Raw genomic sequence first — 16,112 nt, 5'->3', positions numbered from 1 at the left:
GGCCCGGCCCGGGGAACCGGAGGAGACGGCAGAGCCAGAAGAGGCGGGAGAGGGTCTCACAGGGGCTCCGGGCCCGGTCTCACGCGCCTTCCATGCCTTCCGGGGGATTTGTGAATTCCTCACTGTCGCCGGGCGCGTCCGCCCGCCAGCATCGGAGGCATGACAGCGATTCTGGTGGACGGCCTCCGTAAGCACTACGGGGACTTCGCCGCCGTCCGGGACGTCTCCTTCGACGTCTCGCAGGGCGAGGTCTTCGCGCTGCTCGGCCGTAACGGCGCCGGCAAGACCACGACCCTGGAGGTACTGGCGGGCTTCGCGGCCCCCGACGCCGGCACGGTGCGCGTGCTCGGCCTCGACCCCGTCGAAGACCGCACGGAGGTACGGCGGAGCTGCGGCATCATGCTCCAGGAGGCCGGGTTCTTCCCTGACCTGACCGTGGCGCAGACCGTGGACGCCTGGCGCGACTTCGTCGCCGCCCCCCGGCCGCGTGACGAGGCCCTGGAGATGGCCGGGCTGACCGCCAAGGCCGGCACGAAGGTGCGGCAGCTCTCCGGCGGGGAGAAGCGCCGCCTGGACCTGGCCCTGGCCATCCTCAGCCGGCCCGACGTGCTCTTCCTCGACGAGCCGACCACCGGCATGGACCCCGAGGCCCGCCGGAACACCTGGGACGTCATCCGCGACCTCGCCGGGCAGGGCACCACGGTCCTGCTCACCACGCACTACCTGGAGGAGGCCCAGCGGCTGGCCTCCCGCATGGCGATCATGGATCACGGGGAGGTCGTGGCGAGCGGCGGCATGGCCGAGACCCTCGCCGCCCAGACCGGCCGGGTCGCCTTCGAGCTCCCCGGCGCGGTCACGCCGGAGGAGCTGCCGCTCCCGCCGTCCTCGGTGGAGGGCCGGACCGCGGTGTACCGGGTCGCCGACCCCGACCTCGCCGCGCGGACCCTGCTGAACTGGGCCGGCGAGCGCGGCCTGCGCCTGCACGGCCTGGAGGTCCGCACGGCGTCCCTCGAAGACCTGTTCCTGGACCTCGCCGCGGACGCCGACGGGCGTCCGGAGAACGAGCACGCGAAGGAGGTGGCGTGACCGTGGCGGCGCGCGATCTGGTGACGGTGGCCCGCTTCGACGCCCGCCTGTTCTGGCGGGACCGGACGGCGCTGAGCACGTCCGTGACTCTTTTCCTGCTCCTGGGCGTCGGGCTGCCGGTGATGGCGGACCGCCTCCAGCCGGGCCACCCGGAGGCCGTGGTGGCCCAGCACCTCGGGATCCTGTCGATGCTGCTGGTCCTCGCGACGTTCGGCCAGGTGGTGAACACCCTGACCACCCGCCGCGACCAACTCCTCCTCAAGCGGCTGCGGGCCACCGGGATGGCCGACCGCGACATCCTCGGCGGCGGGGTCCTCAACCTCGTGCTGCAGAACACCCTGCTGGCGGCGGTGGTCTCGGTCGCGCTGTACGCGCTGACGAGCCTGCCGGTCCCGCGCGACCCGCTGCTGCTCCTGGTGGCGGTGGTCGCGGGCGCCGCCGTCCTGTGCCTGCTGGGGACGGCGTTCACCCCGCTCGTCCCCCGGCCTGAGGTCGGGGCCGTCATGACGATGCCGTTCTTCCTGCTCGCGGGCGTCGGCGCGGGCGGTTTCGGGCCGCTCACCGAGATGCTCCCCGGCTGGGTGAGCACGCTGCTCGGCCTGCTGCCCACCGACGCCGTCGCCGACATCGCCCGGATCGCGTACGCGGCGGACGGCACCTTCGGCGGCGACCTCGCGGCGGCGGCCGGGCCCGCGCTCAAACTCGCCGTCTGGGCGGCGATCGGGCTGTTCGCGGTATCCCGCTGGTTCCGCTGGGACCCCCGGAGGCAATAATCACCGTGACATGCGAATGACCCCCCAGCGCCTGGCCGTCGGCCTGGTCGTGCTGCTCTCCGCGGGCTTCACGATCTCCCCGGTGATCGTGATGGTCCGCTCCGGCGGGCTCGCCGCGGTCACCGTGTTCTCGGTCGTGCTCCCCGCCTTCTTCGTCCCCCACTTCCGGCACGTCCGCGCCGCCCTGCGCGGCGCGGAGCCGGGCGGCGTGACCCTCGGGATCGTGGTGCAGACCATCGCCGCCTACGCCCCGATACCGCTCCTGCCGAACGGGACCGGGAACTGGTGGTGGGGCACTCCGAGCATCCTGCTCGGCTCGGTGCTGCTGCGCCTGCGACCGCCGCTCGCCCTGGGGTTCCTGGTCCCCATGACGGTGATCCACTTCGCCGCCGCGTGGAGCGCGGGGATGCCGGGTTCCAAGTTCCTGTACGCCTTCCAGGGCGTCACCACCCTCTTCATCACCGGCTTCGTCATCTACGGTGTGACCCGGCTGGTCGTGGTCAGCCGCGAGCTGGCGCAGGCGCGGACCGAGCTGGCCGAGGCCGCGGTGCTCCGGGAGCGGCTGCGCATCTCCCGCGACCTGCACGACGGCCTGGGCAGCAGCCTGACCGCCGTCGCGCTCAAGGGCGATCTCGCGCGCAGGCTGGTCAGGCGCGACCCCGCCGCGGCCGAGGCGGAGTTGGCCGAGCTGGTCGGCGTGGCCAGGGAGGCGGCCCAGGACGTGCGGCAGGTGGCGCGGGGCTACCGGGAGATGTCGCTGACCGGGGAGGTGCACCGGGCGGTGGCGCTGCTGGAGGCGTCCGGGGTGAGCTGCCGGACCGACCTGGCCGACGTCGAGGTCTCGCGCGAGGCCGACGAGGCGCTGGCCTGGGCGGTGCGCGAGGCGGTCACCAATGTGGTACGGCACAGCCAGGCGACGACCTGCTCGATCAGCACCTCCGCGCACGGCGGCGCCGTACGGCTGGAGGTGGTCAACGACCGTGCCCGCGGGCGCGCGGCGGACGGCGGCGGGCTGACCGGACTGCGGGAACGGGCGTCGGGCCTGGGCGGCTCGGTCGTGGCCGAACGCGCCGGCGACGGGTTCCGGCTCGTCATGGAGCTGCCGGCCGTACCGGGGACCCCGCGGAGGCGGGCGGACGGGAGCCGGTGGGTGCGGAGGGGCCCGGACGCGGCCGCCGGGGATCCGGAGACGACGACGGGGGACGCGGCGGTGACGACGTGATCAGGGTCCTGCTCGCCGAGGACATGCACATGATCCGGGCCGCGCTCGGGGCGCTGCTGCGGCTGGAGCCCGACATCGAGGTGGTCGCCGAGGTGACCCGCGGCGACGAGATCGTCGACGCGGCCCTGAGGTCCCGGCCGGACGTGGCGGTGCTGGACATCGAGCTGCCGGGGATCGACGGCATCACCGCCTCGGTGGAGCTGCGGGAGAAGGTGCCCGGCTGCCGGGTCCTGGTGCTCACCGCGATGGGACAGCCCGGGCAGGTCCACCGGGCCCTGGCCGAGGGCATCGAGGCGTTCCTGGTCAAGGACGCCCCCGGTGACCGGCTGGCGGACGCGGTCCGGCGCACCGCCCAGGGGCTGCGGGTGCTGGACCCCGAGCTGGTCGCCTCGGCGCTCGCGTACGGCGCGAGCCCGCTGACCCCTCGCGAGACCGCCGTGCTGAAGGAGGCCGCCCGGGGCGCCCCGGCCGAGGAGATCGCCGGGCGGCTGCACCTGTCGGTCGGGACGGTCCGCAACTACCTGACCAACGCCGTCTCCAAGACGGGCGCCCGCAACAAGGTCGACGCCATCCGGATCGCCGAGGACGCGGGCTGGATCTGACGGGCTGACGGGCCGGGCCCGCAGGACCGCCGGGGACGCGGGCTGGACCTGACGGGCCGGGTCCGCGGGACCGCCGGGTCCGCCGCCGAACCCGGCGCGGCGGGCCCGTCCCGTCGGCCCCGGGGAGCCGTGACCGGCGGGCCGGTGGGCCGGCCGTCAGACGTCGGTGACCCGGAAACCGGCGTGGGCCTTGTAGCGGCGGTTGATGGAGATGAGGTTGGCGGTCAGCCCCTCGACCTGGCGGGCGTTGCGCAGCCGTCCGCCGTACACGCCGCGGACGCCCGGGATGCGGCTCGCCAGCGCCTGGACCGTGTCGGTGGCCTCGCGGTCGTCGCCCAGCACGAGCACGTCCAGGTCGATCCGCTCCACCTCCGGGTCCAGCAGCAGGACGGCGGAGACGTGGTGGAAGGCGGCGACCACGCGGCTCTCCGGCAGGATCGAGGCGGCCTGCTGGGCGGCGCTGCCCTCCTCGACGTCCAGCGCGTAGGCGCCCTTCTTGTCGAAGCCGAGCGGGTTGACGCAGTCGATCACGATCTTGCCGGCCAGCTCGTCCCGCAGGGACTCCAGGGTGGGCCGGTGCCCCTCCCACGGGGTCGCCACGATCACCACGTCGGCCTCGGCCGCCACGGCCCGGTTGTCGGCGCCGCGGACCGGCCCGCCGACGCTCTCGGCCGCCTCCCGCGCCCGGTCGGCGCTGCGCGAGCCGATCAGCACGGTGTGACCGGCCAGGGCGAACCGCCGGCCCAGTCCCTTGCCCTGGTCGCCGGTCCCGCCCAGGATGCCGATCGAGATGCCGCTCACGTCCGGGATATCAGTGCTCACTCATCGCTCCTCATGATCGTCGGCCGGCCGGACGCCCGGGGACGCCCGGCCCCGCCACATCCCCAGATCATGCCAGGCGCGTCCGGCGATCTCCTGGCGGGACCCCGGCGGCTGGTGCACGATGATCCGATGGACGCTCGGTCGGTCGCACTCCTCCGCGACATCCTCGGCTCGACCGGCTGGGTGGAGCGCACCCGCGCGCTCGGCCTGGCCCTGCGCACCACCCGGTCACCCGGCGGCCTGCTGGTGGTCGGCACCCCCGCCGAGGAGCCCTGGCACCTGGCCGCACACCTCGGGGACGAGGCCCGGCTGGCGGGCCTGCCGCAGCTCGCCCCGACGCTGGTGCGCTGGAGCCCTCCCCCGGGCGCTCCCGCGCACCTGCGGATCGGGCTGGACCGGATCGAACGGGCCGGGCGGGGCGAGACCCTGTTCGTGGTGACCGAGGACCGGGCCCCCGAGGCGCTGCTGGAACGGGTCGGCGACGCCCGCCGTACCGGCGCGACGATCCTCGCCCTGGACGGCGGCGACCCCGACCTGGAGGGGCTGGCCCACGAGGCGCTGGCCGTCCCCGAGCGGGCGCCGCTGTCGTTCGACGGCGCCCAGCACCTGGTCAGCATGGCCGCGGGCGAGACCGGCCGGCGGCCGGGCCTGCGCGAACGGCTGGCCCGGCTGCTGGAGAGGGTCAGCGGCCCCCAGGTCGCCGAGTGACGGCGCGACGGCCGTCATCCGGCCGGTCCCGGTCCGGCCGCTCCCCCGCGCGATCACCCTCCTGGACACCGTCCGGAACGATGTCCGGGAGGATGCCCGGGACGCGGCCGGCGGCCTCCCCGACCGCCGGCCCCCGGCGCGGCCGGCCCGCCGTTCAGTCGTCGTCCCAGGCGCGGTCGGCCTCCCGCCACGCCTCGTTGCGCTCGGCCGCGGTCTTCATCGCGTCGGCCGCGGCCTCACGGGTCCCGTAGGGGCCCATCCGGTCCTTGTTGGGGCAGCCCTCGTCGGGCTCGACCGCCATGTGCTTCAGGCAGAACCACCACTGATCCCTCATGGGGGCAATCCTGCCCAGTGGGAAGCCAACTAGACTGGGGGACCATGACGACACTGCTCCAGCCCGGACGGATCTCACCCACCCGCAAGGTTCCCTCCAGCATCGCGCGGCCGGAGTACGTCGGGAAGAAGGCCCCCAGTCTCGGCGAGTCCGACATCAAGACCCCGGAGATCATCGAGCGGATGCGGGTGGCCGGAAAGCTCGCCGCCCAGGCCCTGGAGGAGGTCGGCCGGCACGTGGCGCCCGGCGTCACCACCGACGAGCTCGACCGGATCGGCCACGAGTTCCTCTGCGACCACGGCGCCTACCCCAGCACCCTCGGCTACCGCGGATACCCCAAGTCGCTGTGCACCTCGATCAACGAGGTGATCTGCCACGGCATCCCCGACGACACCGTGCTGCGCGACGGCGACATCGTCAACATCGACATCACCGCCTTCATCGGCGGCGTGCACGGCGACACCGACGCCACCTTCCTGGTCGGCGACGTCGACGAGGAGTCGCGCCTGCTGGTCGAGCGCACCCGCGAGGCGACCGCCCGCGCCATCAAGGCCGTCGCCCCCGGCCGCCAGCTCAACGTCGTGGGCCGGGTCATCGAGGCGTACGCCAAACGGTTCGGCTACGGCGTGGTCCGCGACTTCACCGGACACGGCATCGGCACCACGTTCCACTCCGGCCTGATCGTGCCGCACTACGACGACCCGTCGGTGGCGGTCACACTGGTGCCGGGCATGACGTTCACGATCGAGCCGATGCTGACCCTCGGCACCATCGAGTACGACGTCTGGCCGGACGGCTGGACCGCCGTGACCAAGGACCGCAGGCGGACCGCCCAGTTCGAGCACACCATCCTGGTCACCGAGACGGGCCACGAGATCCTGACCCTGCCCTGACGCTCTGCCGCCCCGCCCCGCCGCTTCGGGCCCGCCTACCGGCGGGGCAGCGTCCCGGTGACGGTGGTGCCCTCCCCCTTGACGCCGTGGACGCTCAGCGTGCCGCCGAGGGCCTCGAACCGGCCGCGCATGGCGTCCACCCCGCGTCCGGCGGCCTGCCCGGCGAAACCGGCGCCGTCGTCGCTCACCGTCATCCGCAGGCCGCCGCGGCCCAGGGTGACCGCGACGGAGACCACCCGGGCCCGGCTGTGCCGTTCGACGTTGGCCAGGGCCTCCTCCAGCACCGCCAGTACGGCCCCGGCCACCTCGGCTGACGCCTCCTCGCCGGGCAGCGCCCAGGTCTCGACGGCGATCCCGGTGCGACCGCTCCAGGCGTCCAGGCGCTCCCGGAGCTCCCCGGCGAGAGCCGGCCTCCACCCCTCGCGCGTGCGCGGTTCCTCGGACACTCCTCGACCTTCCCGGCGCGCGTGGCGCCCGCCGGCCCTCCGGCCGGCCACGTGGCTGATCCGTGAGCGGGCGCGGCGCGCCTCGTTGCGCGGCCGTCGCTGCGGATGCCCGAACCCCCCGAACTCAGGCTACCGGAGCCATCGCCGCGAAAGGGAGGAAGTGTCCGCCGTGCCGCCTACTCGGGCTCGGCGGTGCGGTCCCGCCGGTTGAGCCTGGCGAGGTAGTCGTTGTAGGCGTCCAGCTCGGCGTCGCCGGTGCCACCGGTGCGGGCCGCCACCGCGTCGGCCCGGCGATCGTTGCGGCGGGCCTTGCGGTCGTCGTCGCGCCACCACTGGAAGCCCAGCGCGAGCAGCACGAGCAGCGTCGGGATCTCGCCGAAGCCCCAGGTGATGGCGCCGCCCGTCCGCTGGTCCGCCAGGGCGGAGGTGCCCCAGGCACGGCCGAGCTGCTCGTACCACTCCGGGGCGAGGACGGTGCCCATGCTCATCAGCGCGATGCCGAAGAAGGCGTGGAAGGGCATCGTGACGAACAGCAGGAGCAGCTTGGCGAAGTGCGGCAGCCGGTGCGGCGCCGGGTCCACCCCGATGATCACCCAGAAGAACAGGGAGCCGCTGAGCAGGAAGTGCAGCGTCATCGCGATGTGGCCGAGGTGCTCCTCCATCGCGGCCGGGAACAGCGGGGTGAAGTACAGGATGTAGAACGACGCGATGAAGATCGCCGTGGCGATCCCCGGGTGGGCCACGAAGCGGACGAACCGGCTGTGCAGGATCGTGGTCAGCCACTCGCGGGGGCCGCGGTCACCGCGCCGGGCGGCGGGCTTGAGCGCGCGCAGCGCCAGCGTGACGGGGGCGCCCAGCACCAGCAGGATCGGCACCAGCATGGACAGCGTCATGTGCTCGGCCATGTGAGCGCTGAACAGCACCTTGGCGTAGCGGGCCACGCCGCTCTGGGTGGAGAGCACCAGGATCAGCACGCCGATGAACCAGGAGACGGTGCGCCCCCAGGGCCAGGAGTCGCCGCGCCGCCGGAGCCGTACGACCCCGGCGAGGTAGAGGCCGCCGAGGACGGCCGCCACGGTGGCGAAGAACAGGTCGAACCACCACAGCGTGGCCAGGTTGGCCACGGAGATCTCCGGCGGCATCCTGAAGCCGAGCGCCTCGAAGGCGCGGTCCACCGGCAGGACCGCGGGGGGCGGCGCGGTACGGCCCAGCGCGACCGCCAGCCCGACCGTCGCGAACATGACGAGAAGCTCGACGGAGGCGAACCGGGCGAACCCGCCGCGCCCGCCGCCGGCGAGCCCGGGGAGGGTGCGCTTCCTGTGCCACCACCCGAAGACGCCGAGCAGCGCGAACGCCGCCGTCTTGGCGACCAGCAGCAGGCCGTAGGCGGAGGTGAAGAGCTCCGAGATCGAGGTGAGCCGCGCGATGACGCTGAACAGGCCGGACAGGCCCACCGCGACGTAGCACCACAGCGCCATCGCCGAGAACCGGGCCGCGGCGACCTCCAGCTGCGGCTGTCCCCGCAGCGCGTGCACGCACAGTGCGGCGAGCCCGCCCACCCACAGGGCGAGGGCCAGCAGGTGGAGCGCCACACCGCTGGTGGCCAGGTCGTGGTTGGGAGAGGAGGCGGAGTGGCCGGTCAGCGCGGGCGGCAGCATCGTCACCAGGGCCAGGGCCAGCAGCCCCGCCGCGGTGCCGGCGGTGATCGCCCCCCGGGCGAACAGCGCGATCGCCACCCCGAACAGCACGACCAGGGTCAGGGCGATGCCCTGGGACACCTGGCTGGCGAAGCTGGTGAGCTCGTCGCCGCCGAGCACGTCGGCGACGGGCAGGCCCAGCACCTCGGACAGGGTGAACACCATCGTCGCGGCCGCCGCGCCGGCCCACACGAGCGCCGACCACGACGCGGCCCTGACGTAGCCGAGGGCCGGCTTGCCGAGCAGGCCCTTGTCGACCGGGAAGAAGAAGGCCGCGGCCAGCAGCGTGCCCACGGTGACCACGCCCGCGGCGTCCATCGTGAGCTTGGCCACCGGCAGGCCCCACCGGGTCACCGCGCCCTCGTCGGGCAGGCCGGGGATGATGCGCGGGGTCGCCGCGCCGCCGGCGAACATGGCGATCACCAGCGCGACGAGGGCCGCTCCGGCGACGGCGAGCCCCAGCCACACCGCCCGGGTGGTCCACCCCCGCTCGTCCGGCGCGTCCGGTACGGCCCGCGCGGCCTCCTCCCGGGTGCTCACGACTGCTTCCGGCCCTTTCCTCGCAGGCTGAAGAACATGCCGATGCCGATGCCGGCCAGGCCGCCGACGACCAGCCACAGCCAGCCGGGCATCCCGCCCGAGGAGGCCGGCTCACCGGCCGCCGCCGGGGCGTCCGCCGCACCCGTGGCACCGGCGGTCTCCCCGGAGGCTCCCGGGCCGGAGACGGCCGGGGGCGTGGAGGCGGCCGGGGACGGCGACGCCTCCGCCTCGGCAGTGGCCGGGGCGGAGGGCGAGGGCGATCCCTTCAGCGTGAAGGGGATCTCCCCCTCGATCGGGTGACCGTCGGAGGAGACGACCCGGTAGGCGATGACGTAGCGGCCCGGCGGGAGGTCCGCCTTGACCTTCTGCGTCACCACGGGGCCGTCGACCACCGGCTTGCCGTCCTGGTGGGCGGCGTCGTCCGGGCCCCGGACGACCACGGCCGGGAAGCGCACCGAGGCGGTGAACGTCAGCTTCACCTCGTCGAGGCTCTCGACCTTGGCGTCCTTGGCGGGCGAGCTGCTCTTGAGGGCGTCGTGGGCGAGGGCCGGCGAGGCGAACGCCGTACCGAGTACGAGAGCGGCGAGGAGCGCGAGCACAGCCGCGACTGGGGAAGTCTTCATGGCGATTCCCAGGCTACCGACGCCACCAAGCGGTCCCGAAGTCCCCGCCCCGGTCCCACGGCGCGTCGTGGGGCGCCGTAGGACCGGGGAGGCGGGGCGGGACGGTGTGAGAGCTGAGGTGCGGCCTTCACAGGCACCGGGCGGCCTACAGGTCGACGCAGGCCAGCGCCCGCCGGTAGGCGTCGGCCCCGCGCTTGGGCTCGTCGATCCGCTCCAGGACCTGCGCGGCGGACAGCCAGAGATGGGCGGTGGAGCGGGTGGACGGCAGATACGTCAATGCCTGCTCCGCCTTGCCGAACTCCCGCAGAGCCTCCTCGTGCATGCCGACCTCCGCGAAAGTCTCACAGAGGAGAACACGCGCCTCAGCCTGCAGCGCATGCGGCAATCCGTTGAGGATGTCGTAGGCGGCACGGATGTGGGCATTCGCCTGCTCGGGACGCGAGAGCATCAACTCCGCACGAACGAGGTTCATCGTGCAACGCAGCTTGTTGATCGGGGTGGAGGAACTCTCCCGCAGTTCGCCCTCCAGCTTCACCAGGCTTTCGCGCCAGGTCTCGGCTTGCGCGGGACGTGCCAGCAGCATGACCTGGAGATAGTCGGTACGGAGCAACGCGAGAAGGCGGGGATCCTCCTGCTCGGACTGGACGGCGAAAGCCCTTTCCGCGTATGCGACCGCCTCGTCTTCGTGCCCGGTCTCAACGGCGACGATGGCTGCGCTCCAGTTCGCCCAGGAGATCGCCAGCGGGGTACCGAGAAGCTCCGCCGCGGCGAGCAGTTCGGCGGCGAACTGACGGGAGCGGAGCATGTCCCCCCGGTCTATGTAGGCCGCCAGAAGCTGGGTGCCCAGCTTCACCAGATCATTGGTCCAGGCGGGCCGTACCGCACCGCCCAGGATCTGCTCGACGACTTCCACCGCCCGACCCAGGTCCCCCTGCTCTCGGTAACAACGCGAGAGCGCGACCACGATGGCGACGTGACGCTCGGGCGACATCGTTCCCGCGTCGTCCCGGCGAAGCCCGTTGAGCAGGGTGATCGCCCCGTCCAGGTCGCCGCACGCCTCGGTCGCGAGTGCCAGACCGTATTCGGCCTCCTGCCTGAGCTGAGGGAGCCCGACGACGCCCTCATCCGCCAGGACCTCCGCGTAACGTGCCCGTGCCTCTACGACCTCGCCGTTCTCCAGGGCGATCCGGGCGTAGCCGATGTTGAGCTCGATCTCCTGCATCTGCTCGGTCGTCACACCGTTAACGAGATAGGTGAGAGAGCAGTCGAGTTTGCGGGCCAGAAGTTCGAGAACCGCAGGCGTCGGGGTACGCTTCCCGCTCTCAATGAGAGAGACATAGCTATCCGACAATTCCGGGTGGGCGAGCTGGGCCTGCGAAAGGCCACGCTGTCGGCGAACGGTTTTGATGCGTTGCCCGACCAAGTCTTGACCAGTCACGTTACTCCTTGAAAAATGTCTTTCCAGCAGCAGAACCCACGACAGGAGCCTCCCCCGTGCGCCGACGCCTCACTTTGCCCGCCCTCGCCGCCTTCTTGGTCGCAGCGTTCTCCGTCGCAGGCCATGCTACGGCCGCCAGCGCCGATTCGTCTGCCCCCTTACAGGGAAGCACCCAGCATGCGTCGGCTCTGTACGCAGGGTCGATGCTCGGCTGGAACCAGCCCGGCTGAAGCGGGGTCGGCTGTCCGCACTCCTCCACCCCGGAGCCGGCCACGTGACCTCGCAGCGACCCGGCGCCCTATGTGCTTCCACGGCTCCCCCACCGTGGAAACACATAGGGCGCCCGTTTCGTCCATGGGTGAATAAATGCTTCGAGCGAGGCGACTCCCACACCTCCGCCGACCGAAACCGAGCCGGCTTGGAGTGAATATTTTCCAGACATCGGAAGCAAGAAAAGAATCCTTGACAAAAATGCAGCGAGCGGAAGCACGGAAAGAAATTTTCAGCCGGCTCCTCCGTTAGATGCTCCGACATGACACTCGGCCGCACGCCTGAAGGAAAGCATGCGCTTCACCCAACGGACCGGCCATGCCAATCGTCACGCCCTTTGGCATGCCCACCCCCACTCCTTCTGCGCCCCTGATCCCCCTCCCATCCGGCATCAGGGCAACCGGCACCCCGCGTGACCTGCGAGTCATCCCTTCCAAAAGCGGCCACCGACCGCCAGTCGCCGCCGGACGAGACTCACGGACCTCGGAGCCCTCCAGGGAAAGCACGCTCAGCTCCACCGCCCCCGCCTCATAGGGGTCATGCATTCGACATCTCGCCGATGTCAGCGGCGAACAAAAATCTGAGATACACCGGGGATACATTATGAGCGGAAAATTTTTGCCTTGACATCTTGATCGGTAAGCTGAATGCCATCAAGCTGGATGAATTCGTTGGAGACGCCCGGGGAACCCTGGGCGCACTTGACCATGGGACTCAACGAATGACATTTCTGATGCTCGGCGGTCTGGAGGTTCGCAACGGCGAGGGACGGCTCATCCCCATCCCCCGCCTGAAACAGCGCCAACTCCTGGTGGCACTGCTCCTCAAGGCCAACACCCCGGCATCCTTCGAGTATCTGACGGACGCGCTCTGGGGCGACGAGCCCCCGGCCTCCGCCGAGCAGAACCTCAAGACGTACGTCCACACGTTGCGGCGGCTCCTCTCCCCCGACGCCCCCCGCTCGGCCCCGATCGAGACCCAGGCGAACACCTATCTCGTAACCCTCGGCGAGGATAATCTCGACCTGCTGGCCTTCCGCGAGCATGTCCGCCGGGGAAGGCGCGCCACCCAGGACCACCAGGCGGAGGCCGCTCACCACCACTACCAGCGGGCCCTCGAACTGTGGCGGGGTGATCCCTTCACGAACGCCAGGGGAACCCGGGTCCTGAACGACGCGGCGGCCGGCCTGGATGAGGAGCGCCTCGCCGCGCTGGAGGAGTTCTCGGAGATCCGGCTCGTCCTGGAAAGATACGCCGAGGCCGTGCCGGACCTGCGCGCCGCGGCCGGCGCCAACCCGACGCGGGAGCGGCTCTGGGGACAGCTCATGCTCGCCCTGCACGGAGCAGGGGACCGCGCCGCCGCCCTTCACGCCTATGAGCGGCTGGCGAAGGCCGTCATGGAGAGGACCGGGCTGGAACCCTCCCCCACGCTCCGGGACCTCCACCGTCGGATCATCTCCTCCACCGAGGTCGCCCGCCCGGCGTCTCCCGGACCGGAGCGTTCCGCGGGGACCTCCGTGACCGCCGGGAACGTTCCGGTCCCCCGTCAGCTGCCGCGCGACCCGGGTGGCTTCGTCGGCCGCGCCGAGGAACTGGTCCGGCTCAGGTCGTTGCTCTCCCCCTGGGACGGCGGCCTGCCCCACCACGTCGTCGCGATCACCGGGCCGCCGGGGGCGGGCAAGTCCGCCCTGGCAATCCGGGCCGCGCACGCGGTCCGCGATCGCTTCCCGGACGGGCAACTCTACGCGAACCTGCACGGGGCCACCCCCGGCCTGCGACCGCTGGAACCCCTGGAGGTGCTCGGCAGGTTCCTGCGGGCCCTGGGGGTCGCCCCGCAGGCCGTCCCCACCGACGTCGACGAGGCCGCCGCGCTGTGGCGCAGCCTGCTCGACGGCAGGAATCTCCTCGTCGTGCTGGACGACGCGGTCGATCTCCCCCAGGTCCGCCCCCTGCTCTCGGTGCCGGAGGGCAACACGGTCCTGGTGAACAGCCGCCGGACCTTCGCCCTGGTCGACGACTGCGTCCACGTGCCGATCGGCCGGCTGCGGCAGGTGGAGGCGACCACCATGCTGGCCAAGCTGGCGGGTGCCGAGCGGACCGGACGGGATCCGGAGGCCACGGCACGCCTGGTCGAGCTGTGCGGCGGACTGCCGTTGGCCGTGGCCGTCGCCGGGGCCCGGCTGGCGAACCGGCCCCGGTGGGAGGTCGCCGACCTGGTGGAGCGGCTTCGGGACGAGCGGAGGCGGCTGCGGGAGCTGGAGGCGGGCGACATCGCGGTGCGGTCGAGCCTGGGGGTCAGCTACGACCTGCTCACCGGAAGCGCCGACCACCTCGACCGCGAGGCCGCCCGCGCGCTGTGCGCGCTGGGGGTGCTGCGGGTGCCCGACGTGACGCCGCACGTCGTCGGCGCCCTCCTGGACGTCCCCGCTGAAGAAGCCGAGCGCGCCCTGGAACGGCTGGCCGACGGCCACCTCGTGGAGGCCGACGGGGCCGGGAGGTACCGGCTGCACGACCTGGTGCGCCTGTTCGCGAGCGAGCAGGCCTTGCATCGGGAGACCCGCAAGGCCTTGGACGAGATGTTGAACCGCGCGCTGGAGTTCTACATCTCGGCGGTCTGCCTGGCGGCGAAGCTCCTCCAGCATCCGCGATATCCCCGCTGGACGTCGGCGGGAGTCACCGTAGACGTGACTCCCCTCCCCCTCATTTCCCCGGATGGGGCCCATGAATGGTTGGAGCACGAGCGGGTCGCTCTCGTGGCCGCGGCCTCGCAGGCCATGGCCGCTGCAGAGGAACGGACAGCTCGTCTCGGCGTCGCTCTGGCCTTCGCGTTCTACTGGTTTCTTTACTATTCCGGAGCCTCTTCAGACCTTTTTCTGATCAGTCGGCAGACCCTTGAGACAGGGCGCCGCCTGTACGACCGCGACATCAAGGCCAACGCGCACAACTATGTAGCGATCGCCCTGGAGATGAACAACCGCGCCGCAGAGGCCGTGCCCCACCTCCAGAGGCAATTGCATCTCTGTCGGCAGTTGTCCGACCCGCACGGCGAGCAGAAGGCGCTCGGTAGCCTGGCAGTGATCTACAACTATCAAGAACGCCATGAGGAAGTGCTCCGCTGCGCCGAAGAGCAGCTGAGAGTGTCCAAGGCGATCGGCCACCGGTCAGGGGAGCACTACGCGATGGCCTACATCGGGCTGGCGCACCGTCGGCTGGGCCGGTTGGACCAGGCACTGGCCGTCCTGAACGACGCCCTTGACAAGATCCGCAAAGATGATGGGTTTCGCTCCTACCACGAAGCCATCGTGCTGGAAAAGCTTGGGGAGGTCCACGTCGACCGGGGGGACCCCGCCTCAGCAAAGGCCTGTTACGAGAACGCACTGACATGTGTGCGCGCCGCGAAGGCCAACATCGCCGAGCCCTACCTGCTGCTCGGTCTGGCCCGCGCCTCGCGTCTCCTCGGTGAGATCGACGAGGCCGCCGACCATCTGGCGCGGTCCGTTGCGGGCGCACAGGCGATGGGGATCAAGGACCTGGACAGGCAACTGGCCGAGGAGGAGGCCGCGTTGCGGGAGGCGCGTGGTGCGGAGGCGGCCCCCGTACGCAGGGGGGTCATGACGCCCTGAGCGCCAGGAACAGGTCCACCCGGTCGGTCATCGTCGACAGGTCCCGTCCGGTCAGCTCCTCCACCCGGCGGATGCGGTAGCGGACCGTGTTGACGTGGACGTGGAGGCGCTCGGCGCAGGCGTTCCAGGACCCCGCGCAGTCGAGGAACACCTCGAGTGTCCGCAGCAGCTCCGACCGGTGGCGCCGGTCGTAGTCGAGGATCGGGTCCAGCGTCCTTTCGGTGAACGACCGCCGCACGTCGCCGGGAACCGTCGCCAGCAGCAGAGCGTGCGTGTAGATCTCGTCGCTGGTGACGACTCCCCCGCCGCGCGCCTCGGCCAGCCGCCGGGCGTGCCCGGCCTCCTCCAGGCCGCCCCGGAGCGCGGGCGAGCCGGTCAGCGCGGCGCTCACCCCGATCGACACCCGTAGGCCGGGCAGCCCCGCCGCCAGCACCTCCGTCCCGGCCCGCAGCGCCCCGGCCGGCTCGTCCGCCGTCCAGGGCCGCCCGCCGTCCGCGCGGTCCGGCGACCCGGCCGCACCGGCGGCCGCCTGACCCGCCGGAGCAGTCCTGCCGGGGCCGCTCGCCGTGCCGCGTGACGACCCGCCGGGGCCGCTCACCGCGCCGGCGGCCAGCGGTACCAGCGCCAGCGCCCCGTCGGGCGTCACCGCGGCGGCAGTGGCCCGGGGCGCAGCAGCTCCTCCAGGATCCGGCCGCCGAGCGCGGCCGGGTCGGCCTCCGGGCCGCGCCGGGCCCGGTCACGGTCGCGCTCACCACGCGGTACGGCTCGGCCGGGCCGATCCCGCAGGTCCGCAGCGCAGCCCCCAGCTCGGCCTGGTCGCCCGCCCCGGAGGCGGCCAGCGCGACGAGCTGCCCGGCGAGCCGGCGTTCGACCCGCCGCCCCTCCTCCATCCGGCCGCGTTCCAGCGCGACGCAGGCGGCCAGTTCGAAGCCCAGGTCCGTCTCGGCGATCAGGTCGCCGCCGCAGGCCAGCGCCCACCCGGCGGCCCGGTGCTCGCGACCCACGCCGAACAGGGTGAAGGTCCCGGCCGGGGTGC

Annotated in this window: 14 protein-coding genes; 7 read left to right on the top strand and 7 right to left on the bottom strand. The window is 72.3% G+C overall.

Annotated elements, in window-relative coordinates:
* The first annotated feature begins 159 nt into the window (after positions 1-159).
* The 4 genes from ACQP10_RS11175 to ACQP10_RS11160 are packed head-to-tail and all read left to right on the top strand — an operon-like array spanning position 160 to position 3,683.
* Positions 160-1,086, top strand: a complete 927-nt coding sequence (locus ACQP10_RS11175) for an ABC transporter ATP-binding protein (protein WP_346020478.1) — start codon at positions 160-162, stop codon at positions 1,084-1,086.
* Positions 1,083-1,859 (top strand): ABC transporter permease, encoded by a 777-nt coding sequence (locus tag ACQP10_RS11170; protein WP_346020479.1) that lies wholly within the window; start codon positions 1,083-1,085, stop codon positions 1,857-1,859. The genes ACQP10_RS11175 and ACQP10_RS11170 overlap by 4 nt, the downstream gene beginning before the upstream one ends.
* A gap of 10 nt (positions 1,860-1,869) precedes the next feature.
* Complete coding sequence (locus ACQP10_RS11165; RefSeq protein WP_433541316.1) at positions 1,870-3,081, top strand: sensor histidine kinase; 1,212 nt, start codon at positions 1,870-1,872, stop codon at positions 3,079-3,081.
* A complete protein-coding gene (locus ACQP10_RS11160; protein WP_389997741.1) occupies positions 3,078-3,683 on the top strand; it encodes a response regulator transcription factor in 606 nt (201 codons plus the stop codon). The genes ACQP10_RS11165 and ACQP10_RS11160 overlap by 4 nt, the downstream gene beginning before the upstream one ends.
* A 156-nt stretch (positions 3,684-3,839) precedes the next feature.
* Here the strand turns inward: ACQP10_RS11160 and npdG are convergent, their stop codons facing one another.
* Positions 3,840-4,505 carry an NADPH-dependent F420 reductase gene (gene npdG, locus ACQP10_RS11155; RefSeq protein WP_179818626.1) on the bottom strand — a complete coding sequence of 222 codons (666 nt, stop codon included), beginning with the start codon at positions 4,503-4,505 and terminating at the stop codon, positions 3,840-3,842.
* A 129-nt stretch (positions 4,506-4,634) separates the two neighbouring features.
* On the opposite strand from npdG, the gene ACQP10_RS11150 reads away from it, so the two are divergent.
* Positions 4,635-5,213 carry a hypothetical protein gene (locus ACQP10_RS11150; RefSeq protein WP_346020481.1) on the top strand — a complete coding sequence of 193 codons (579 nt, stop codon included), beginning with the start codon at positions 4,635-4,637 and terminating at the stop codon, positions 5,211-5,213.
* A gap of 154 nt (positions 5,214-5,367) precedes the next feature.
* Here ACQP10_RS11150 and ACQP10_RS11145 read toward each other — a convergent pair whose 3' ends face one another.
* Positions 5,368-5,547: a hypothetical protein gene (locus tag ACQP10_RS11145; RefSeq protein ID WP_179818628.1), complete on the bottom strand. Its 180-nt coding sequence runs from the start codon at positions 5,545-5,547 to the stop codon at positions 5,368-5,370.
* A gap of 44 nt (positions 5,548-5,591) precedes the next feature.
* On the opposite strand from ACQP10_RS11145, the gene map reads away from it, so the two are divergent.
* Entirely contained in the window at positions 5,592-6,440 is an 849-nt protein-coding gene (map, locus tag ACQP10_RS11140; protein ID WP_433541315.1) for a type I methionyl aminopeptidase, read from the top strand.
* A gap of 35 nt (positions 6,441-6,475) precedes the next feature.
* Here map and ACQP10_RS11135 read toward each other — a convergent pair whose 3' ends face one another.
* The 4 genes from ACQP10_RS11135 to ACQP10_RS11120 all read right to left on the bottom strand — a co-directional run bounded on the left by ACQP10_RS11135 (position 6,476) and on the right by ACQP10_RS11120 (position 11,184).
* The gene (locus ACQP10_RS11135) at positions 6,476-6,886 is read right to left on the bottom strand and encodes a sensor histidine kinase (RefSeq protein WP_346020483.1); all 411 of its coding nucleotides are present in this window, start codon (positions 6,884-6,886) and stop codon (positions 6,476-6,478) included.
* Positions 6,887-7,062: 176 nt separating this feature from the next.
* The gene (locus tag ACQP10_RS11130) at positions 7,063-9,123 is read right to left on the bottom strand and encodes a cytochrome c oxidase assembly protein (RefSeq protein ID WP_433541314.1); all 2,061 of its coding nucleotides are present in this window, start codon (positions 9,121-9,123) and stop codon (positions 7,063-7,065) included.
* The gene (locus ACQP10_RS11125; RefSeq protein ID WP_433541313.1) at positions 9,120-9,746 is read right to left on the bottom strand and encodes a copper resistance CopC family protein; all 627 of its coding nucleotides are present in this window, start codon (positions 9,744-9,746) and stop codon (positions 9,120-9,122) included. The genes ACQP10_RS11130 and ACQP10_RS11125 overlap by 4 nt, the downstream gene beginning before the upstream one ends.
* Before the next feature lie 145 nt (positions 9,747-9,891).
* On the bottom strand, positions 9,892-11,184 hold the full coding sequence (locus tag ACQP10_RS11120) for a helix-turn-helix domain-containing protein (RefSeq protein ID WP_433541312.1): 1,293 nt from the start codon (positions 11,182-11,184) through the stop codon (positions 9,892-9,894).
* A 991-nt stretch (positions 11,185-12,175) separates the two neighbouring features.
* Between ACQP10_RS11120 and ACQP10_RS11115 the strand changes: the two genes are divergently transcribed.
* Positions 12,176-15,076: a BTAD domain-containing putative transcriptional regulator gene (locus tag ACQP10_RS11115; protein WP_433541311.1), complete on the top strand. Its 2,901-nt coding sequence runs from the start codon at positions 12,176-12,178 to the stop codon at positions 15,074-15,076.
* Here the strand turns inward: ACQP10_RS11115 and ACQP10_RS11110 are convergent.
* Complete coding sequence (locus ACQP10_RS11110) at positions 15,063-15,722, bottom strand: PucR family transcriptional regulator (RefSeq protein ID WP_433541310.1); 660 nt, start codon at positions 15,720-15,722, stop codon at positions 15,063-15,065. The two genes, ACQP10_RS11115 and ACQP10_RS11110, sit on opposite strands and share 14 nt — an antisense overlap.
* Between the last annotated feature and the right edge of the window lie 390 nt (positions 15,723-16,112).

The organism is Streptosporangium sandarakinum (genome assembly GCF_050942225.1).
GTDB classification, from domain to species: domain Bacteria; phylum Actinomycetota; class Actinomycetes; order Streptosporangiales; family Streptosporangiaceae; genus Streptosporangium; species Streptosporangium nondiastaticum.
The sequence above is the reverse complement of the archived record's forward strand: the minus strand, read 5'-3'. Positions and strand labels throughout refer to the sequence as shown.

What these genes read in the sequence shown, in the direction of transcription:
- ACQP10_RS11165 (WP_433541316.1), top strand. Translation starts at nt 1,870, where the DNA reads ATGCGAATGACCCCCCAGCGCCTGGCCGTCGGCCTGGTCGTGCTGCTC.
- ACQP10_RS11175 (WP_346020478.1), top strand. Translation starts at nt 160, where the DNA reads ATGACAGCGATTCTGGTGGACGGCCTCCGTAAGCACTACGGGGACTTC.
- ACQP10_RS11145 (WP_179818628.1), bottom strand. Translation starts at nt 5,547, where the DNA reads ATGAGGGATCAGTGGTGGTTCTGCCTGAAGCACATGGCGGTCGAGCCC.
- ACQP10_RS11125 (WP_433541313.1), bottom strand. Translation starts at nt 9,746, where the DNA reads ATGAAGACTTCCCCAGTCGCGGCTGTGCTCGCGCTCCTCGCCGCTCTC.
- ACQP10_RS11150 (WP_346020481.1), top strand. Translation starts at nt 4,635, where the DNA reads ATGGACGCTCGGTCGGTCGCACTCCTCCGCGACATCCTCGGCTCGACC.
- ACQP10_RS11115 (WP_433541311.1), top strand. Translation starts at nt 12,176, where the DNA reads ATGACATTTCTGATGCTCGGCGGTCTGGAGGTTCGCAACGGCGAGGGA.
- map (WP_433541315.1), top strand. Translation starts at nt 5,592, where the DNA reads ATGACGACACTGCTCCAGCCCGGACGGATCTCACCCACCCGCAAGGTT.